At 60.7% G+C, this 18,462-nt stretch carries 19 protein-coding genes; 10 read left to right on the top strand and 9 right to left on the bottom strand.

Features of this window, described 5'->3' with window-relative positions; all coding sequences use genetic code 11:
- Positions 1-144: 144 nt before the first annotated feature.
- From A9Q02_RS15485 to A9Q02_RS15465, 5 genes are all read right to left on the bottom strand, one after another.
- Positions 145-930: an alpha/beta fold hydrolase gene (locus A9Q02_RS15485; RefSeq protein ID WP_245860562.1), complete on the bottom strand. Its 786-nt coding sequence runs from the start codon at positions 928-930 to the stop codon at positions 145-147.
- Complete coding sequence (locus A9Q02_RS15480) at positions 893-1,960, bottom strand: hypothetical protein (RefSeq protein WP_097653993.1); 1,068 nt, start codon at positions 1,958-1,960, stop codon at positions 893-895. Before A9Q02_RS15480 ends, A9Q02_RS15485 begins: the two co-directional genes overlap by 38 nt.
- Positions 1,961-1,979: 19 nt before the next feature.
- Complete coding sequence (hisC, locus tag A9Q02_RS15475; protein WP_097653992.1) at positions 1,980-3,050, bottom strand: histidinol-phosphate transaminase; 1,071 nt, start codon at positions 3,048-3,050, stop codon at positions 1,980-1,982.
- Between the two features lie 83 nt (positions 3,051-3,133).
- Positions 3,134-5,278 carry a GAF domain-containing sensor histidine kinase gene (locus A9Q02_RS15470; RefSeq protein ID WP_097653991.1) on the bottom strand — a complete coding sequence of 715 codons (2,145 nt, stop codon included), beginning with the start codon at positions 5,276-5,278 and terminating at the stop codon, positions 3,134-3,136.
- Between the two features lie 310 nt (positions 5,279-5,588).
- On the bottom strand, positions 5,589-6,113 hold the full coding sequence (locus A9Q02_RS15465) for a MarR family winged helix-turn-helix transcriptional regulator (RefSeq protein ID WP_097653990.1): 525 nt from the start codon (positions 6,111-6,113) through the stop codon (positions 5,589-5,591).
- 414 nt (positions 6,114-6,527) lie between these two features.
- On the opposite strand from A9Q02_RS15465, the gene A9Q02_RS15460 reads away from it, so the two are divergent.
- The 8 genes from A9Q02_RS15460 (at position 6,528) to A9Q02_RS15435 (ending at position 14,436) form a co-directional block, all read left to right on the top strand.
- Complete coding sequence (locus tag A9Q02_RS15460; protein ID WP_097653989.1) at positions 6,528-7,634, top strand: CobW family GTP-binding protein; 1,107 nt, start codon at positions 6,528-6,530, stop codon at positions 7,632-7,634.
- Positions 7,635-7,677: 43 nt separating this feature from the next.
- Positions 7,678-8,307: a GNAT family N-acetyltransferase gene (locus tag A9Q02_RS15455; RefSeq protein WP_097653988.1), complete on the top strand. Its 630-nt coding sequence runs from the start codon at positions 7,678-7,680 to the stop codon at positions 8,305-8,307.
- On the top strand, positions 8,300-8,425 hold the full coding sequence (locus tag A9Q02_RS25080; protein ID WP_281256917.1) for a hypothetical protein: 126 nt from the start codon (positions 8,300-8,302) through the stop codon (positions 8,423-8,425). Before A9Q02_RS15455 ends, A9Q02_RS25080 begins: the two co-directional genes overlap by 8 nt.
- Before the next feature lie 151 nt (positions 8,426-8,576).
- Positions 8,577-9,932 (top strand): CobW family GTP-binding protein, encoded by a 1,356-nt coding sequence (locus A9Q02_RS15450; protein WP_097653987.1) that lies wholly within the window; start codon positions 8,577-8,579, stop codon positions 9,930-9,932.
- A 23-nt stretch (positions 9,933-9,955) separates the two neighbouring features.
- A complete protein-coding gene (locus tag A9Q02_RS15445; RefSeq protein WP_097653986.1) occupies positions 9,956-11,026 on the top strand; it encodes a WD40 repeat domain-containing protein in 1,071 nt (356 codons plus the stop codon).
- A 20-nt stretch (positions 11,027-11,046) separates the two neighbouring features.
- Positions 11,047-11,661 (top strand): aspartate aminotransferase family protein, encoded by a 615-nt coding sequence (locus tag A9Q02_RS15440; protein WP_097653985.1) that lies wholly within the window; start codon positions 11,047-11,049, stop codon positions 11,659-11,661.
- A gap of 95 nt (positions 11,662-11,756) precedes the next feature.
- Complete coding sequence (locus A9Q02_RS23790) at positions 11,757-12,131, top strand: hypothetical protein (protein WP_141508954.1); 375 nt, start codon at positions 11,757-11,759, stop codon at positions 12,129-12,131.
- Positions 12,085-14,436 (top strand): helix-turn-helix domain-containing protein, encoded by a 2,352-nt coding sequence (locus A9Q02_RS15435; protein ID WP_097653984.1) that lies wholly within the window; start codon positions 12,085-12,087, stop codon positions 14,434-14,436. Before A9Q02_RS23790 ends, A9Q02_RS15435 begins: the two co-directional genes overlap by 47 nt.
- 117 nt (positions 14,437-14,553) lie before the next feature.
- Here A9Q02_RS15435 and A9Q02_RS15430 read toward each other — a convergent pair whose 3' ends face one another.
- Entirely contained in the window at positions 14,554-14,898 is a 345-nt protein-coding gene (locus tag A9Q02_RS15430; protein ID WP_167857607.1) for a DsrE family protein, read from the bottom strand.
- A gap of 57 nt (positions 14,899-14,955) precedes the next feature.
- Here A9Q02_RS15430 and A9Q02_RS15425 point away from each other — a divergent pair, with 57 nt between their 5' ends.
- Positions 14,956-15,630 carry a c-type cytochrome gene (locus tag A9Q02_RS15425; RefSeq protein WP_172451023.1) on the top strand — a complete coding sequence of 225 codons (675 nt, stop codon included), beginning with the start codon at positions 14,956-14,958 and terminating at the stop codon, positions 15,628-15,630.
- A 233-nt stretch (positions 15,631-15,863) separates the two neighbouring features.
- On the opposite strand, the gene A9Q02_RS15420 is transcribed toward A9Q02_RS15425, so the two are convergent.
- Entirely contained in the window at positions 15,864-16,253 is a 390-nt protein-coding gene (locus A9Q02_RS15420) for a hypothetical protein (protein WP_097653981.1), read from the bottom strand.
- A gap of 561 nt (positions 16,254-16,814) precedes the next feature.
- Between A9Q02_RS15420 and A9Q02_RS15415 the strand changes: the two genes are divergently transcribed.
- Positions 16,815-17,219, top strand: a complete 405-nt coding sequence (locus tag A9Q02_RS15415) for a VOC family protein (protein WP_097653980.1) — start codon at positions 16,815-16,817, stop codon at positions 17,217-17,219.
- 63 nt (positions 17,220-17,282) lie between these two features.
- Here the strand turns inward: A9Q02_RS15415 and A9Q02_RS15410 are convergent, their stop codons facing one another.
- Both A9Q02_RS15410 and A9Q02_RS15405 read right to left on the bottom strand, forming a co-directional pair.
- On the bottom strand, positions 17,283-17,660 hold the full coding sequence (locus tag A9Q02_RS15410) for a YbgC/FadM family acyl-CoA thioesterase (RefSeq protein ID WP_097653979.1): 378 nt from the start codon (positions 17,658-17,660) through the stop codon (positions 17,283-17,285).
- A 422-nt stretch (positions 17,661-18,082) separates the two neighbouring features.
- Entirely contained in the window at positions 18,083-18,457 is a 375-nt protein-coding gene (locus tag A9Q02_RS15405; protein ID WP_097653978.1) for a hypothetical protein, read from the bottom strand.
- Positions 18,458-18,462 lie beyond the last annotated feature (5 nt).

Raw genomic sequence — 18,462 nt, 5'->3', positions numbered from 1 at the left:
CATCCCGAACCGGGTCGTGAAACATGGTCGCGCCGATGCTACTGGGGCCTGAGCCCTGGGAACGTAGGTCCACGCACGCTCCAATGTACAAGAGAGGTGACTGTCTAATGACAGTCACCTCTCTTTTTTTGTTGTTTTGCGACGTTAGCCTAGTCGGTGGTCAAGAAATTCGCTTAGTACCGCATTAAATGATGCTGGTTGTTCGAGGTTGCTCAAGTGGCCCGCTCCTTCGATCAGGGCGACTTTGCTCTCGGGAAGATATTTCTGCATCAGATGTGCTTCGCTCGGTGGCGTCAGTATGTCTTCGGCACCGACGATGATCAGGACAGGTACGGCAATTGTCGGCAGATCAATGGTTGAGTCGGGCCGCAGGGCCATTCCTCGTAACGCCCCAGCGATGCCCGCTGGATTGGTTGCGCTGATGGTGGCGCGTAGCGATGCGCGTAGTTCGTCGCTGGCACCCGGTGCAATGAGCTTCGGTAGCAGGATGTCGGCAATTGCTGTCGATCCCTGGCTCTCGGCGAGACATGCGTTGGTTTCCCGTGCTACTTTGCCTTCGCTGCTGTCGGCTCCTGCTCGTGTGTCGGCTAGAACCAACCCGTTGATCAGGCTGCGGTGTGAACGCCAGAGCTCAAAAGCAATGTAGCCGCCCATTGATAGCCCGATCACTGTAGCCTGTTTGACCGCCAGGGTGGCCAGCAAGAGGGCGAGGTCGTCGGCGTATTGCTGCATAAAATAGACTTCGTTGGGCGCACCGCTCTTCCCGAAACCACGTAAATCAGGCACAATGACCCGGTAACGGTCGCGAAGGACGGCAACTTGATCGTTCCACATCGCTCCATTGAAGGGAAAGGCATGTAGCAAAAGGAGGGGCGGTCCGCTTCCTTCGTCTTCATAGGCCAGACGAAGGCCGTTCAAGTACGTTTCCATCATTGCGCTCCTTGGCAGGTCTCGGTTCTAGTAAGCGGGGCATGCCGCCGGCACGACCAAGGATGAGCAGGGCCTCGATCCAGTTGGGCGAGGTTGATCCTTCGATGCTTGTGCTCGCAGTCAGGCTTAGTGTAGCAGCCCGCTCGGTCTCGCCTAGTTCTACTGCCAAAAGACTGCTGAAGGCAAGCAAGAGCGGTGAATTGATGCGTTCAGGTTGTCTGACCGCAGGCCAGTGACGAACGGCGAGTTCGCGGGTGAGCTCGGACGCGTACGGGGCCATTAAGATTAGGGTCATCACATCTTCGAGGGGTTTGCTCGTCAGCGTGGCTTTCCGACGCTTGAGATGGTACCCTGAGGCAAAGACTCCGCGATTAGGTAGGCGTGGCCCGCGTAGCACGAGTTGCTCACGTAAGACTTGAAGCCAGCGTTGCCCTGCACTCTTATGTTCGCTGCCGTAGATATGATCGGCTAGGTGGACGCCCCAGAGTACCAGTGCCATCGCCGACGGGGTGGTGGTATCGTTTAAGGTCGCAATTGCTCCGCCATGATCTGCGCGCATCTGTGCGGCAAGCATGGCGACTAATTGCGCATAGGTGTAGCTGAACCGCCAGGTGCTTGACCAGCGAAATTCGAGCGGTGGATTATGGTAGCGCTCTTCGCCTAAAAGGGACGCTAGCCCAAGCAAGGTTGCCAGTGCTCCACTGTAGGCTGCAAAGCCTCCACCAATCGGGTCTGGCACGAGCCCCTTTTGGTCAATGGGCGTTGCCCAGTACGCCCAGATCCGTCGTTGTACCAGGCGTTCGAGCGCCGCAACGATGCCTGCCCGCGCCCGTTGTTGCTGCTCGGGTGTGGCATCGGCTTGCAGGCCCAGGGCTGCGATCGCTATACCCGTAAAGAGAACCTGCACCCGTAGGTTTTGCTCGCTCTCTTCAGGTTGGTTCAGATCAAAGCCTTCCCACCGATTGATTGGCTGGCAGAGCAGCATTTCCAGATACGTGAGCTCTTCTTCACGATCTTTTGCAACATTCATTACGTCCATCCCCTTGCTGCTATCTATCAAGGACGCTCCGCAGCGCATGGAGGATGGCTTCGTTTTGCGCCTTGGTGCCAAAAGAGATGCGGATAAGCCCGGGAAGCCCCCATCCGGTGAGCGGGGTGACCGTAAAGCCATGTTCACGGAGCCCGGCTGTGACCGCTGCATCGTCGCCAACCGCGACGGCAACAAAGTTGGTCTCGCCAGGAACTGGTTCAAGCCCGAGGGTACGTAGCCCCTGGTCAAAAAAGGCGCGACTCGCGATGGCGTGCTCACGGCTGTGTGCAAGATGTTCGTGATCGGTGAGCGCGGCGACCCCGGCGACTTGCGCCAGCAGGTTGACATTAAAGGTTGGCCTGGCTCGCTCAAGATAGGCAATCAGTGTAGGTTCGGCGTACGCATACCCCAGGCGTAACCCGGCTAACCCGTAGATCTTGGCGAAGGTACGGAGCAAGATGAGATTGGGACACCCTGCGCGGATCAGCGGGATCAGATCGGGATAGTCGGGCCGGGTCACAAACTCAAGATAGGCTTCGTCGATGACAACCAGAACATCCTCGGGAACTCTGCTCAAGAATCGCTCAACCTCGGTTGCGCTGTTGCTCGTTCCAGTGGGGTTATTCGGATTGCAGAGAAAGATCATCCGCGTTTGCGGAGTGATCGCTTCGGCCATTGCTTCGAGGTCGTGGGTATAGGCACGCAGTGGGACGCGACGTGGATGGGCCTTCAGTTCGAGGGTACGGAGCAGGTAACTGATGAAGGTTCCCTCGGCCATGACGACCTCGTCGCCTGCTTCGAGGATCGCCAGACAGAGGATCAGGATCAATTCATCCGAGCCGTTGCTACAGGTGACATGCTCGTACCCAAGCCCAACATGCGCCCCAAGCGCCTGGCGCAAGGCCAGACTCGACGAGTCGGGATAACGATGCACCTGATCAAGTGCTTCGTGCAGGGCTGCCAGCGCCTGTGGCGAAGGCCCGAGGGGATTCTCATTCGACGAAAGTTTGACCAGATCAACGGCTGGCCCGGTCAGTAACTGGGGTGGTTTATAAGCCGGCAAACTCTGAATATGTGATTTCAAGCGCATAATACTCAACCTCGACGCAAGTTCCGAGGGCTAGCGGTACTCTGTTGGCCCTCACCATGTACTATCATGCCATCTCGTATGGGTTAGAGTGGCAAGACAAAAGCAAACGTACTCCCGATCTCTTCATTGCTCTCCACCCAGATACGACCACCATGCATTTGCACAAACTGGCGACTAAGGTAGAGTCCCAACCCGAGCCCTTCCGTACGGCTACTGCGCACCCGATAATAGCGTTGAAAGAGGCGCGCCTGTTGTTCCGGGGCAATTCCTGGCCCCTCATTGGTCACACTCAGCACGGCCACCGGGCCACTGAAGCCCTCGGCCTCGGGAGTGTCAGCGTCACGATGGCAGAGGTGCAAGATAATCGGGCTTTCGGAAGGACTATATTTGATTGCATTACTGATCAGATTGGTGAGCACTTGTCTGATCCGTAGCATATCACAGGTAGCGACGAGTTCGTCTTCATTGCATTCAAGGATAAGCGGATGCTGCCCGGCAGCGGGCCGTTGCTGGTCAATGACCTGATTGGCTAGATGCACCAGGTTGACCCGTTGTAACTGAAGATCGAGTTGGCCGGCATCAATCCGTGACACATCAAGCAGGTTGTCAACCATGCGGAGCATATGGCTCACCTGCTGGGTCAGAATAGTCAGGCCATGCAGGTCACGTGGATCAGCCTCACCCCGTTGCTGTTCACGTCTGAGCAACAGATCTGCGTAGCTGCGCACAGCCGCCAGGGGGCTCCGCAACTCGTGTGCAGCGACAGCCAGGAATTCATCTTTCGCGCGTTCGACCTTTTGACTGGCGGTGACATCACGAAAGACCACAACAGCCCCCTCGATCATGCCATCACCGGCGTGGGCTGGTGCCCCACTAAAACTCATCACCGTTTCATCGCCACTCGATCCGTGCAGGATGAGGCGATAATCTTGAAACACTTCCCCGGCCAGCGCACGGGTAAACGGGAGGGCTTCGAGGGTCAGGGGGCGGCCTTCCATATCACGCATGCGGTAGAAATCGGGCATTGCGGCCAGGGGTTGTTCAAAGGGGAGCGAGTCGAGGCGCAGGAGCGCAAGGGCCGCATCATTCGCCAGTGTCAACCGTCCTGCGGCATCACAGAGGAGCACGCCTTCAGCGATTGAGGTAACGACGGTATTCAGCTTGCGTCGTTCACTCGAACTATCGGCATAGAGCAAAACGTTCGCAATGGCAAACCCAACCTGATTGCAGATCGGCATCAGCAGGTCTTTGTCGGTATGCGTGGTGAGTCCTGGCGGCCCATAGAGGGCCAGCACACCGGCGACAGTGCCACCTGCCAACAAGGGGAAGTAGGCGGCCTCCACGAGACCTCCAGTGATCAATGGCCCCTCGCCACGGTCTTCCAGCAGAGGGCGTTGCATTGGTTGCCCATAATGAACGACCTCGGCACAGGGCGAATCGGCAACAGGAAGCTGAGCCAGGTACGTGGCCCCATCGGGGGGAAGCTGATGCTCTGCGGCGAGGGCAAGGTGATCGTGGGTTGGATCGAGCAAGAGCAGCGCCCCACTGGCATCAGGAATCAAGCCCACCACCACATCAAGGACACTGCGTACCATATCATCGAGATCGGTTGCAGTCGAGATCGCGGTCACCACGGCATCAAAGGCCTTCAAACGTCGTTCACTCTGCTGGGCAGCGGCGTAGAGTTGTGCATTCTTGATGGCCGAAGCCGCAAGATTAGCAAAGGCCTGTAAGACCGGGATGGCTGTCTGATCAAGCGGTTGCCACGCGGTGTCACTTGAGTCGTGGCCAAGATTGATCAGTTCGAGCACGCCGATTGTTTCGGAACCAACACGCAGGGGTAAGGCCGCCGCGGTCAGGCGAGAGGGCAATTGAGCACTGAGCTGATGGAACAAAGGATCATTCACCGGATTGATCGAGGCGGCAGTCTGCTGGTACCCCCGCCTTGCCGACTTCAGTTGCGGCTCGGCGTGTTGCAGGGCGAGCCCTGCCAGGCCTTCGCCTGAGCGTAACTGGCAATGGTGCAAGGCTTCGTGGGTTGCGGCATCCAGGGGTAACCCTAGCACGGTTTTTGGTCGCAGACGCCCGTTGGTCTCAAGCCAGAGCACACCTGCCTGCACCGAGGGCAAGATCTCGACCAGGCTTGAAACCAGATTTGTGAGGATCGTCTGAGGATCAATGACGGAAACGAGGTATGATGAGAGCTTGAGCAGCCCAGTCACCTGCATCGTTGCAACCTGATTGGTAGCATCAGATCGGTGAACGTTTGCACCGTCACCTCTGCGTCGAGAACGCCGCACATGGCGACGGATCGGCTGCCGCTCAGTCACTACCCATACCCCTGTCCACTTGCTTGGCACACATACCCAGACAGTGTTGCGCTATGCATTGTATTGCTGAGCACCGCCAATAAGTATCGTGGACACCTACCAGATGGCAATTTGTTCAGCCAGGCACGATGCAATGATCTGCCTGGTTCCGCAAGCCAGATGTGGAGTGCTCAGCGTTGACAATCTCTTGCTCTTAGTATACCAGGTCTCAGGCTTGCTGAAGCGGGGAATAGACCGCAGCTGAAGCCACCTGGTGCTGATCAAGCAGGGTTCCACCACTGAGGAGATCGTGGATGCCCTGGAGCAACTGGCGCAGGAGTAGCTCAAGATCGATCAACTGTCCAAAGTCAAAATGCTGTAAAATACGTTCCATATCTTCGCGGCGTGCCTGTTCGACCTGAGCGAGGCGTTCTTCGCCGTGGGCTGTAAGGGTAACTTGCACGACGCGTCGATCTTCGTGATCGCGTACGCGTCCAACGAGATGGTCTTCGATCAGGCGATCAACAATGCCGGTCAGGGTTCCCGCAGATTGCTGGGTGATTTCGGCCAGTTCGCTCATGCGGCAAGTACCAGCGTCACGAATAGCAAAAAGGGTTACCATTTGAGGCATTGTCAGGCTAATTGCGGGGCGATTCAGGGTTTGCAACAGTTGCTTATGGCTTTGCCAGGTGATCTGGCGAATCACATCATCAATCGCGGCAATGTACTCGGTACGGGTTTCGGTCTCGTTCATCAGGGCCTCCCTGGCCAGGTGGCCATTGGCGCGGGCAACAACAAACGTTGGTTTATGACATGTGGATTATTCTTGCATGAAACATTTCATCTTTGTTGTATATTAGCCTATAAATAATCCAATGTCAATAATATGCACAGGAATAGCTAGGGCGATGGCATCTTCCGTGAATGCACCCGCCAGGGCACCCGCAAGGGGTGCCCGTACACCGGATCCGGCCCCCGGCCTGTAGCCTGTAGGGGCACCCCTTGCGGGTGCCCTGATAGAGCGTCTTTTTGTATCCGGTTTCGTATGATGCAATCGCCCTAGCAAACGGCGCTGTGGGCTCAAGCCGCTCAAGCAGGGCGCTTCCTCCCAGCCGTACACGTGCTGGGCTTCCGCGCCTAAAGGCAAGCAACTGCGAAGGAGAGGATCATGCCCGTTGAGGTGCCTGTTCACCCCGTTCCGTTGACCATCCTGACCGGCTTCCTGGGGGCCGGCAAGACGACGTTGCTCAATCGCATTTTGCACGCCAACCACGGCCTACGCGTTGCGGTGATGGTCAACGATTTCGGCAGCATCAATATTGACACCCAGCTTGTGGTGGGTGTCGAGGGTGACGCCGTCTCGCTCGCCAATGGCTGTATCTGCTGCAGCATCCGCGGCGACCTGCTCAACAGTGCGCTCCAGTTGCTCGAGCGGCGCGAGCCACCCGAATATCTTCTCATCGAGGCCAGTGGGGTCAGCGATCCCTGGGCGGTGGCCGAGACCTTTGAACTGCCCGAGTTGCGACCCTTTTTCCGGATCGACGGGGTGATCACGGTCGTTGATGCTGAGTATGTGCGCCAGCAACGGCACTACGAGGATCTGATCATTGATCAGGTGAGTGCAGCCGACATCGTGGTGCTCAACAAGGTTGACTTGGTGGAGGCCGATCAGCAGGCAGCAATGATCGCGTGGGTGCGCCAGATTGTGCCGCGTGCGCGCATCCTTCCCGCCGTTCACGGCGACGTTCCCTTCCATCTGCTGCTCGGCATTGGGCGCTACAAGATCGATCTGATGCCCCTCCAGCCAGCACCACACCAGACCCACGACGATCATGTCCACGAGCCGGATAGCGTCCACGACCACGAGCATGATTCGGCGTGTGCGCACGATCACCACGACCACGGCCATCATCACGACCACGGGGCCGCTTTCAGTACGTGGAGTTATACCAGTGCGCGACCGTTCGGCTTCAAAGCGCTGCGTGAGGTTGTCCTGAACCTGCCGGTGGAAATCTTCCGCGGCAAGGGGCTGATCTACCTGGCCGACGCGCCCCATCGCCGGGCCATCCTGCAAGCGGTTGGCCCACGGGTCACCGTCACCCTTGCCGAATCTTGGGGCAAGGAGTTGCCGCGCACCCAACTAGTCTTCCTCAGCACACCAGGCGGGCTGAACGAAGCCGAGTTACAAGCGGCGTTCGACCGCTGCTGCACTGAACTGTCGCGGGAACAAGCCGTTGCGGCCCAACAAACCTGGATGCGTGAGGTGAAGGCGTGAGCAACGACAACACTGTGATTGATCTGCGTGGCGAGGAGGCACCATGACACCCACAGCCTCCACGACCGCCCTGGTGCTCCGGCCAGCCGCTGACGCTGAGTTCTGGGCGGTGGCCCGGCTCTTTGCCGAATTGCATCAGTTCAATGCTGGGTTCGACCCCCTCTTTCGCCTCGCCGAAACCTGGGAGGCGTTGCTCTACGAGCACTTTCGGCAGACTCACCATGCCCCCGGTGCCTGCTGGCTCTTGGCCTGGCGGGGGGATGAGCCAGTCGGGCTGCTGTTGCTGGAGGCGCACACCGATTCCCCACTGTTTGCCGCGCGGCGCTGGGCCGAACTGGTGGCCCTCTATGTCGTCCCGGATCAACGTGGCAGTGATCTGGGCCGACGCATGATCGCGGTTGGCACGCAGTGGGCTGCCGCCCAGGGCTTCGACCGCATCCAGCTCTACGTCACCGCTGCGAACACGCACGCCAAGCACTTCTATGCTCGCTGCGGTTTCGCCCCCGTACAAGAGATCTGGCGCATTGCCTTGACGCCTGCACCGGGCGTTATCCCACCGCCCGACCCCTCGTGCGAGACCAACGGTCATGCTGCGCATCAGATCGAATTGGGGCACCATCATTTGGCCATGGAACTGTGTGCCTCCCCCAACGTGGAGCCTCCCGATGCTTGATCTGTTTGGCATACAGCTGCGCCCTGACCCGGCCCACCGTGCGACCAGCAAAGCCTGGGTGGCTGAAACGCTGGCGCTGTCCGACAACGTCACCATGCTGGTGACCGAACTGCACTGAGCCTGGCTGTCCGCCGTGCGAGACCGTCATTGCTGTGCTGTGACCAGGCCAGCCGCCTGAGCAGCGCAAGCTGCCCCAAGCAACCAGCACGATGACGGTCGACACTATTCGCGATCGGTATGCTGCTGACGCATAACGAAGGAGAGACCCGATGACCGCGACCACGCTTGATGACCCACGCACCCCGGTGACCGTCCTGACGGGCTTTCTGGGGGCTGGCAAGACGACGTTGCTGAATCGCATTTTGACCGAGCAGCACGGCAAACGCATTGCCGTGATCGAAAACGAGTTTGGTGAGGTCGGCGTGGATAACGACCTCGTGATCAATGCCGAGGAAGAGATCTTCGAGATGAACAATGGCTGCATCTGTTGCACCGTGCGCGGCGACCTGATCCGCATTCTCTCGAACTTGATGAAGCGCAAGGATGCGTTTGATTACGTGTTGATCGAAACCACCGGGCTCGCTGATCCCGGGCCGGTCGTGCAAACCTTCTTGATGGATGATGAATTGAAGGCCAAGCTGCGCGTGGATGCCATCGTGACCCTGGTGGATGCCCGCCATATTGTGCTCCACATTGACGATGCGCCCGAGGCCCAAGAGCAGATCGCGTTTGCCGATGTGATCCTGTTGAACAAAACTGATCTGGTCGAGGTCGGTGAACTGGATGCGCTCGAGCGCCGCATTCTGGGGATGAACGCGGCGGCGAAGATCTATCGTACCCAGAACGCGGCCATTGATCTGGACGCCGTGCTCCATGTCGGGGGCTTTAACTTGGAGCGGGCGATGGAGATCGATCCGCAGTTTATGGAGCCCGAATACCCCTTCGAGTGGGGCGGCATCTATTACCTGGAGGCTGGAACGTATACGCTGGCCCTCGATGAAGGGCCAGATCCGGCCATGCAGCTCGCCATGCTCCCAACTGAAGCCAGTACACCCGAAGCGCTAGCCGTGACCCAAGAGCAGGCCGTGCGGGTCTTTGCCGACGAGGAACTGGTGCTTGATCCGGGGGCAACGATCACGCCGGGGGGCATACTCTACCGCCTGAACCTCTGGGATCCGTCACTCCATTTCACGCTCGACATTTCCACCCCTGGCGCGTATGCCCTGTTCACGGAACACGGCCCCGATGAATTCAACCTGCGCCTGTTGGCGGGTGATGCTCCGCTTGCCCCAATGCTGGAACATGCCTACAAGCCTGACCACGAGCACGACGAAGAGGTCAGTTCGGTCGGGATTACGCTGACCGGCGACCTTGACCCGCAGCGGCTCAATCGCTGGTTGTCGCGGCTGCTGCGCGAGCAGGGTACCGATATCTTCCGCATGAAGGGCGTCTTGAGCATTGCCGACGATCCGCGCCGCTTCGTCTTTCAGGGCGTGCATATGCTTTTCGATGGTCGCCCCGACCGTGCGTGGGGCAGCGAACCACGCACCAACAAGCTGATCTTTATTGGGCGCAACCTTGACCGTGAGCAATTGAACGCTGACTTTGTGGCCTGCTTGGCGTGAGCATAGTTGTACTGGAGGCAGCAATGAACCTCTTTCGTCCCCGGGGCCGTGCGGTTCCGTCGCCCACCAAGGTAACCCTCGAGCAACGCTGGCGAGCCCAGCTCGACGGGCACATCATTAGTCTGCGCTGCTCGCCCGACGGGACGCAGCTTGCCGCTGCGCTTGCCGATGGGCCGATCACGATCCTCGCGATGACCGGCGAACGCTTGCACGAACTGCCCGGCCATGGCTTGGGCACGACGGCCGTAGCTTGGCACCCCAACGGACGACTGCTCGCCTCGGCCGGTCAGGACGGCCACGTGCGCTTGTGGGAGAGCCAGACCGGCGTGCAGGCGCTGGCGCTGCGCCACGCCACGAGTTGGGTCGAACGGGTGAGCTATGATGCGAGCGGTCGGTATCTGGCGGCGGCGGCCGGTCGCAGCCTGCGCGTCTGGGATGCGCTGGCACATCTTGTCTGTGAGCACACCGATCACGCATCGACCATTGCCGACCTCGCCTGGAAGCCTGGCCTGCCCCAGATCGCCGCCGTCGCCTATGGTGGCACCACGCTCTGGGGCTTGGATGCGCGCACGCCGCTGCGACGTTACGCCTGGAAGGGGTCGTCACTCGTGCTCGCCTGGAGTCCCGATGGGGCGATGTTCGCCACAGGCGACCAGGATCAGACCGTCCATTTCTGGTATGCCGCCAGTGGCAACGACCTGCAAATGTGGGGCTACGAGACCAAGATGCGTGAGTTGGCCTGGGATCCGACGAGCCGCTACCTAGCGACGGGGGGCGGGCGCGATGTGGCGGTCTGGGATACGCGGGCCAGCAACAAAGGCCCCGAGGAGAGCACACCGATCATGCTCGGCCTCCACGAGGCGTATCTGCGTGCCTTGACCTACCAACACGCCGAGACGAACATCGCGCCGGCCATGCTGGCCTCGGCGGGGCAAGACGGGTTGGTCGCGCTCTGGCGGCCAACGCGCAGTCAGAAGCCCCTGGCCCAGTATGCTTTCCCGGCACCGGTTAGCCAATTGATCTGGACTCCCGACGACCAGGCGCTGGCGGTGGGGTGCGACGATGGCACGGTCGCCCTGCTTGCGCTTCGGTAATGCGATGGAGGTCGCGATGGGTGCTTCAGCACTGCATCGGCGAATTGAGCAGGCGAGAACGCACATTGCTGGCCCTGGCCCTCGACGCGCTCACACAGCCCGACGATCTTCCCGACGCCGCACTGGCTCTGGCCCAACTGCGGCGCCTCGCAGGATCCGACGGGCTCGCAGTACGGCAGGGTGCAGCGCTGGCGACCGTGCGGCAGGGTCTGGAGGAGGCCGCCGGATTGCCGTTGCTCGCAGCGAACCCCGTGGTGCTGGCGCATCATATCGCGGTTCGCATCCCCGCGCCGTGCGATGCCGCCACGTTTTATGCCTATGTGCTTGGCGAGCAGACCCCGGTGCGCTGGCTGCCTGCCCTGCGCCCATTGCATTACGCGGCGATTCGCGCCGACGGTGTACCGAATGGTAGCGCAACAGCGGATTGCCTGGCACGGGTACTGCTGGTACCCGTCGGGCCAGACGACACCGCAGAAGAGCTGAAACACGCGGTGCTCGGTATAACCAAAGCCGCCGACTATCTGGGCGTACGCTGGACGACCGACCCGGCGCGCGCTGCCTGGTATGCTGAGTTGATGACCGCATGGTACGGCCTTGATCACGATGCCTTTCGTCCATTACGCGTCTACCCATAGCGTTCGAGTGACCCGTACAAACTGAGTGGTGCCTACGTAACTTTCTAAGGTTCGCCCAAACAAGGCACACGATGCCGTCCGACTAGGCTCGCGGTATGAGCGAGCAACCGGCGATACACACGGAACGGCTGGATGCCGTGCCGCTACTGCTGGCCCACATGCAACGCCCGGCGTTGCCTCACCTTTGGATCATTCACCATCCCAAAAACGAGGCTGGAAATGGTATTATTGACCTACACTCCCCACCACGTGAGCGCTGGCGCTGGCTGCGCCCGTCGGTCAGTCTCTGTTCCAGGTTGATATTGGGTCTGCGGATGCTCTGCATTACATCACAGTGCTGCGGCGAATGGAAGCTCCAAAGCGATAGAAAAAACGATACAAAAGCCATATATGGGTTTCTTCTGGCGATCCTGGGGGTGACCAATGAGCGATGCACCGGCGTTCGCGCCCTGGCTGAAACAACGGCGTAAGCAGCTTGGCTTGACCCAGGACACCCTGGCACGCCGGGTCGGATGCGCCACGATCACGATCCAGAAACTGGAGGCGGGTGCGCTTCGCCCATCAACACCGATGGCGGAGCGGCTGGCTGACCACCTGGCGTTCACGGCGGAGGAACGGTTGGCCTTTCTGGAAGCGGCCCGCCTTCCCGCAGGGGTGGCGGAGCCAAACCCGCAGCGGTCGGATCTGCCGGTCGCCCCAACCGCGCTGATCGGCCGCGCCCCGCTCGTCGACGCGGTCTGTGCGACCCTGCGCCGCCCCGAGGTGCGGCTCCTGACGCTCAGTGGCCCGCCAGGCGTGGGCAAAACCCGGGTGGCGCTCCAGGTCGCCCACGAATTGAGCGCACGCGCGCGTGAGCACGCCAGCTTCATTCCGCTCGCGTCAATCCAAGAGGCCGGGCTCGTCCTCGGGCGCATCGCGCAGGCGCTGGACCTGCCCGAGGCAACGCATCAATCGGTACTGGCCCAACTGATCGCCGCGCTGCGTCCCGCCCCGCGGCTCCTGGTGCTCGACAACTTCGAGCAGGTGCTGGCAGCCGCAGCTGAGATCAGCGCCCTTCTTGCGGCAGTACCGACCCTCAAGGTGCTGGTGACCAGCCGCGCCGCCTTGCACCTCTCCGGGGAGCACCTGTTCCTGGTGCCACCGCTCGCCCTGCCCGACCTCGCCGATCTGCCTGCCGTTGACCAGCTCGCGCAGGTTCCGGCGGTCGCCCTCTTTGTGCAGCGCACGCAGGCTGTCCTCCCGGCGTTCGTGCTGACGGCGACCAACGCTGCTACCGTGGCGGCGATCTGCCAGCGGCTCGACGGGTTGCCGCTGGCCCTGGAACTGGCCGCGACGCGCTGCACGATCTTCGCGCCACCCGCCTTGCTCGCCCGCCTCCAGAACCCCCTGGCGGTCCTGACGGTCGGCGTGCGCAACCTGCCAGCCCACCAGCAGACGCTGCGCAGCACGATCGCCTGGAGCTATGACCTGTTGCCGGCGGAGGCACAAGCGCTCTTCGCGCGGCTCGGCGTGTTTGGCGGGAGCTTCACGCTCGAAGCGGCGGCGGCGGTCTGCACTGATGCGGAGAGCAGGTCGTTCGACGGCCCCGACGGCTTTGCGCTGTTGGTGGGCCAAAGCCTGGTGCAGCAGGAGCTCCGGTCCGACGATGAGGTACGGTTTCGCCTCCTCGAAACGATCCGCGATTTTGCCCGCGAGCAGCTTGCCGCCCGTGCGGAGGAAGCGCTGCTGCACGCACGCCACGCGGCGTACTACCTACAGCTTACCGAGCAGGCTGAGCCCGAGCTTCGCGGGCCCCACCAGGCGATCTGGTATCACTGGCTCACGGTCGAGCACGATAATCTGCTTGCCGCACTCAGGTGGGCAGTCGAACACCAGGCGGCGGATGTCGGACTCCGCTTGGCGGGAGCCCTCTGGTGGTTCTGGCCAATCTATGGCTATGTCCGGGAGGGTGCGCAATGGTACACGCAACTCCTCCCGCTGATTGATGCGGTTGAACCACCGGTGCAGAGCCGGTTCTTCAAGGGTGCGGCGACCCTAGCCTGGTATCAGGGCCAGCTTGACCAGGCGGCCGCGCTGGCCCAGCGCGCCGTCTCCGTACCGGACAACGGCGGCAATCAGCGTGATAGTGCCTTTGCCCAGATTATTCTGGGTGTTCACGCTACCCATCACGGGCAGCCGGATCAGACTGCCGCATATCAGCAAACAAGTCTGGCGCTATTTCGCCAACTGAATGACGCATGGGGCATTGCCGCGGTGTTGGGAAGCCAGGGCACTGCGGCGTTTAACCTCGCCCAATTTGACCATGCTGAAAACCACCTTCGCGAATCCTTTGCCTACCAACAATTGGCTGGCGATCGCTGGGGCTTCATGTATATTAGTACCTATCTGGGGCTGTTACTGATCGTCAAAGGTGAGCACGGCACGGCGGAACAGATGATTCGTGATGGTATCCGGCAGGCGCTTGGGCTCGGTCGTCGGATCATCATCCCCGAAAGCTTTGAGGGATTGGCCGCGATCGCCGTCGCCAACGGGCAGATCGAGCGGGCCGTGCAGTTTGCCGGCGCAGCGGCAGCCCTCCGTGACGTCATCGGTTCTATGCTTTCGCCGACCTTACAATCAATTCATGATCGATATCTGACGCGGGCGCGGAGCGAGTTGGCGGCGACGGACTTTGCCCGCATCTATGCGCATGGCAAGACGATGCCCCTGGATCGCGTGATCGAGCTCGCCCTGTCAGACGACGAACAGGAGTCGCCTGCACCGACCGTCTCGTGATCGCCCTCTGGCGGGGGGGCGCAAGTGACGAATCGCACCGGAAGGTGACGCCGCTGAGCGGTACGGCATGGCGTAACCATCACATCCTGCTGGTCAAGGTCTATGACCGTACTGCCCCTACAACGTGATCACCTTCTGGGCACCCCACTGGGCTGCGATGATGTCAGGCATGCCGCCGATCACCCCGACTGCCAGTTGTTCGGTCAGGCCATAATAATCGAGACAGGTGAGACAGCTGATGACGTGGACGCCCCGAGCCTCCAACGCCTGAAGTTCGGCGAGCACGGGCGAGCCGTGGACGACGAGCTTGACTCCCTCGGTGTAGACGCAGATGGCGGCGGGGAGGCTGTTGTTTTCGTTGAGGAGACGCAGGTACGTCGCCAGCAACTTTTGCTGCAGGGCCGGGTCGGTCTCGCCCATCCCGGCGCGGTTGATCAGGATCACGGTCGTCATGTCATGCATTGATCGTCTCCTCAGCGCAATGAAGTGGTCGAACCCGTTTTTTATGGAGGTATGCATATGAGCTGGCGTCCAACAAACCACGATCGCCGTGGGTCGTCATCATCTCGCTCTGGGCGCACAGAGCCCTCACTGCTCAATCCCACGCTGCTGATCCTGATCGGTGCCGCCCTGGTTCTGGGGCTGGTTGGCGTTGGGTTGATCGTTGTTTTCGGCGGAGGGATGGGCCAGCAAGCTACGACGGCCATGCCACCGCAGCCAGTCGCTGCCACCCTGCCGCCAGCCCCGACCGCGACAACTGTGCCGACCGCGACCCCGGCCCCGACCGTTGCTGCCCGTAGCCGTGCGACGCAAGCCACTGCGGCACCCGTCAGCGCTGCCGAGGCCGGACCTGTGGAGACCACCGGCGATGCCGCTGCGGGGGCCGTCCTCTTCGCCGCCCTGCCGTCCGAGGCCATCGCCGTAGGCGGGATCAACTGCAACATTTGCCACAATATCGCTCCGGGGAGCGGCACCCTCGTGGGGCCGAGTCTGAGCGGTATTGGCGCTACGGCCGCCTCACGCCAGCCTGACCTGAGTGCCGCGCAGTACCTGCGCGTCTCAATCATCAACCCAAACGCCTATCTCGTGGACGGCTTTGCTGCAGGAACGATGCCAGCCGTCTATCAACAGCAACAGGGGCTCACCCCAGCGCAGATTGAAGATCTGGTGGCCTACATGCTGACCTTGCCGTAACGGCTCTTCGCATTGCCGTGCAGGCATCACGAAGCCGCTCAGGGAGGGTCTCCCTGAGCGGCTTTGTTGTAACGTCACTGTCGTTGGGGCTGTGTACCACCAAGCTCCTGTTCCATGCGGGCCAGGAGTGGGACTGTGGCGCGCCACTGGCTTAGTCTCCGCATCCCAACTGCGCCTTCCTTCGGGGGAACGACTGCGTTGGCCTGACGCTTGAAGTGGGGAAAGTATGGCATCTAGACCTGCTCAGAGCGCGTTTTCCACAACCATGCCACAAACACCGCAGCAAAGATCACATCGCCAAACGTCACCAGTGGCGCCGTCCAGGGAACCAAGCCGGCGATCCAACTTACCAGGAAGATCCCAAAGAATCCGGCCTTGCCGAGCGCGGCGATGGTCAAGAACGTGCGATCACGCTGCACGGCGCGCGCCTGGAGCAGGTATCCAAGCCCAAACAACGCGATCGTGAGAACCGTGACGGCTTGGTACACGGGATGCGGTGGCACGGGTATTCCAAGGATTGGGTAGAAGACCTGAGGCAACGCTAATGCGAACGCACCCATTGCGTTGAAACCAACGCTCAGGAAGAGGCTGCGGGTGAGCCAGCGGTCAAGCGTCGTAGGCATACATGTCCTTATTCGACGGTAATCCCGTATTTTAGTAGCAGCTTCGGCAGATGATCTTTGCTGGCTATGATAGCATGCGGCCCCCCCTGGGGCAAGCCGTGAGCCTGGAGCGAGCCAGCGCAGGGCCGGCTTCGCCCACCGTCGCCGAGCAGTTGACGGCGACGGTGGGGGCGCTCCGCCGGTCTGGCGGCACTCACCAACGCAAGAGAGGCAATCACCCTGCGGAGCATCGCAGGGCGATTGCATCTTCCGTGAATGCACCCGCCAGGGCACCCGCCAGGGCACCCGCAAGGGGTGCCCCTACCGGCCGGGGGCCGGATCCGGTGTACGGGCACCCCTTGCGGGTGCCCTGATAGCGCGTCTTTTTGTATCCGGTTTCGTATGATGCAATCGCCCTGCGGAGCATCGTCTCGTGGCTTCCTATCTTTTGAGCCAGATGGTACAATGGCCCTCGCGGATAGAGGTAACGCAGAAGAAGGCGCCGGAAACCAGGCGTTTGGCTAGTGCTGACGGATTGTCAATGGCAAATGGTCGCCGTTAGGGCACAAAACAGGAGCACGCATGAAATTTGGTTACACCATCATTTATGTTCCCAATGTCGGTGCATCGTTGGCCTTCTTTGAACGTGCCTTTGGGCTCGTGCGACGCTTTCTTCACGAGTCTGGCGACTACGGCGAACTTGAGACGGGAGCAACCACGCTCGCGTTTGCATCGCATGCCTTGGGGCACATGAACCTGCCCAACGGGTTTGTTGCGGCAAGCGAATCCATGACGCCCCTTGGCGTTGAAGTTGCGCTGGTGACGCCCACGGTCGCTGACGCTCACACGAAAGCCCTGGCTGCGGGTGCGACCGAACTGAAAGCGCCTGAGGCGAAGCCGTGGGGCCAAGTGGTCTCGTATGTCCGCTGCCCAGATGGCACGTTGGTTGAAATCTGCTCACCGATTGATGCTGACCCTGCGGCATAATTACGTTCGTCCAGCCGACGGCGTCGTACATCACCAGTGCGACGATGAGCCCAGAGAGCAGGGTCAGCCCGCCCCAAACGCTGGAAATTCGCGGAGTTGCTGCTGCGAATTGATGCATACAATATCGACCTCAGCCTCGACAAGGAGGTCGCCACGGCACTCGATGCGTTGGCGAAAGCGCGCGCGATATGCCGATGTCAAACGAAAGGCCGACACAACCTCGACCATATCGCCCAACGTCGCCGCTTTCTTGAACTTCATCGTGAGCGCATAGACGACAAAATAGAAGCCTTCACGGTTCCATTGCTCGATCGGCTTGCCTTGGGCTCCCACAAATTCGCTCCGCCCCCGTTCAAGATACTTCAGATAATTGGCATAGTAGACAACTCCCAGGCTATCGGTGTCTTCGTAGTAGACTTTGTAGGCGACGCGATGATCCATCCTTGAACTCCTAAGCTAAACCATCCACAACCAAGGAGGTGACTGTTTACCCGTATCCTGGGAGCGAGGGCGTCCTGCCCTCGGCATGCCTTCGAGCGCGGGAGGCCCTTGCTTCCAGGCTGGCCTGTTCCTCCACATCTGAACACGAGCCCAACGCGAGTCGAGGTGAGTCACGTAGGGGCGCAGCAGCCCCTGCGCCTCCGTTGATCACATCGCCGCCCCCATCGCTGCTGCGCCCTGCCGTGGGTGAAGATCTTTGCGCCTTTGCGCCTTTGCGTCAAAAAAGGAGGGGCGCAGCAGCCCCTGCGCCTCCGTTGATCACATCGCCGTCCCCATCGCTGCTGCGCCCTGCCGTGGGTGAAGATCTTTGCGCCTTTGCGCCTTTGCGTCAAAAAAGGGCGCAGCTTCATCCTCATCCCGTCCTATTCCGTGATCGAGCTCCGTCGTCGAACAACAAGCAGCGGGCTGCCATCTTGGTTTGTCAGCTGGATCACCTCGACTGGCGGCTCCCCTGTGGCCGCCGATGGTGGAGGTTGGGGCGGCTCAACTCCGGGCTGCGCAGGGTGCTTGGCCGTGAAGATGTCGTTCACGATCTGCTGGATCCCACTCGCCACAAGCGTGCTGCCAATCGTCGTCACGGTGAGCACGATGAGTTCGAGGAGCCCGGCATCATAGGCGACCGCTGGGTCGAGTTCCAGGCGGGCCGGGGTCGCGCCGTACGGCCCGCTGTTCCAGGCCGCAACGATCTCCGCTGGCGCGATGCCGAGATCCTTGTCAACAATAATCTGGATATCCATCTGGT

Origin of the sequence: Candidatus Chloroploca asiatica (genome assembly GCF_002532075.1) — a bacterium.
Lineage (GTDB): Bacteria > Chloroflexota > Chloroflexia > Chloroflexales > Chloroflexaceae > Chloroploca > Chloroploca asiatica.
The sequence above is the reverse complement of the archived record's forward strand: the minus strand, read 5'-3'. Positions and strand labels throughout refer to the sequence as shown.

What these genes read in the sequence shown, in the direction of transcription:
- A9Q02_RS25080 (WP_281256917.1), top strand. Translation starts at nt 8,300, where the DNA reads ATGCTTGATCTGTTTGGCATACAGCTGCGCCCTGACCCGGCCCACCGT.
- A9Q02_RS15425 (WP_172451023.1), top strand. Translation starts at nt 14,956, where the DNA reads ATGAGCTGGCGTCCAACAAACCACGATCGCCGTGGGTCGTCATCATCT.
- A9Q02_RS15405 (WP_097653978.1), bottom strand. Translation starts at nt 18,457, where the DNA reads ATGGATATCCAGATTATTGTTGACAAGGATCTCGGCATCGCGCCAGCG.
- A9Q02_RS15435 (WP_097653984.1), top strand. Translation starts at nt 12,085, where the DNA reads ATGAGCGATGCACCGGCGTTCGCGCCCTGGCTGAAACAACGGCGTAAG.
- A9Q02_RS15460 (WP_097653989.1), top strand. Translation starts at nt 6,528, where the DNA reads ATGCCCGTTGAGGTGCCTGTTCACCCCGTTCCGTTGACCATCCTGACC.
- A9Q02_RS15420 (WP_097653981.1), bottom strand. Translation starts at nt 16,253, where the DNA reads ATGCCTACGACGCTTGACCGCTGGCTCACCCGCAGCCTCTTCCTGAGC.
- A9Q02_RS15485 (WP_245860562.1), bottom strand. Translation starts at nt 930, where the DNA reads ATGGAAACGTACTTGAACGGCCTTCGTCTGGCCTATGAAGACGAAGGA.
- A9Q02_RS23790 (WP_141508954.1), top strand. Translation starts at nt 11,757, where the DNA reads ATGAGCGAGCAACCGGCGATACACACGGAACGGCTGGATGCCGTGCCG.
- A9Q02_RS15415 (WP_097653980.1), top strand. Translation starts at nt 16,815, where the DNA reads ATGAAATTTGGTTACACCATCATTTATGTTCCCAATGTCGGTGCATCG.
- A9Q02_RS15480 (WP_097653993.1), bottom strand. Translation starts at nt 1,960, where the DNA reads ATGAATGTTGCAAAAGATCGTGAAGAAGAGCTCACGTATCTGGAAATG.
- A9Q02_RS15450 (WP_097653987.1), top strand. Translation starts at nt 8,577, where the DNA reads ATGACCGCGACCACGCTTGATGACCCACGCACCCCGGTGACCGTCCTG.
- A9Q02_RS15430 (WP_167857607.1), bottom strand. Translation starts at nt 14,898, where the DNA reads ATGCATGACATGACGACCGTGATCCTGATCAACCGCGCCGGGATGGGC.
- A9Q02_RS15455 (WP_097653988.1), top strand. Translation starts at nt 7,678, where the DNA reads ATGACACCCACAGCCTCCACGACCGCCCTGGTGCTCCGGCCAGCCGCT.
- A9Q02_RS15445 (WP_097653986.1), top strand. Translation starts at nt 9,956, where the DNA reads ATGAACCTCTTTCGTCCCCGGGGCCGTGCGGTTCCGTCGCCCACCAAG.
- hisC (WP_097653992.1), bottom strand. Translation starts at nt 3,050, where the DNA reads ATGCGCTTGAAATCACATATTCAGAGTTTGCCGGCTTATAAACCACCC.
- A9Q02_RS15410 (WP_097653979.1), bottom strand. Translation starts at nt 17,660, where the DNA reads ATGGATCATCGCGTCGCCTACAAAGTCTACTACGAAGACACCGATAGC.
- A9Q02_RS15465 (WP_097653990.1), bottom strand. Translation starts at nt 6,113, where the DNA reads ATGAACGAGACCGAAACCCGTACCGAGTACATTGCCGCGATTGATGAT.
- A9Q02_RS15470 (WP_097653991.1), bottom strand. Translation starts at nt 5,278, where the DNA reads ATGCAGGTGACTGGGCTGCTCAAGCTCTCATCATACCTCGTTTCCGTC.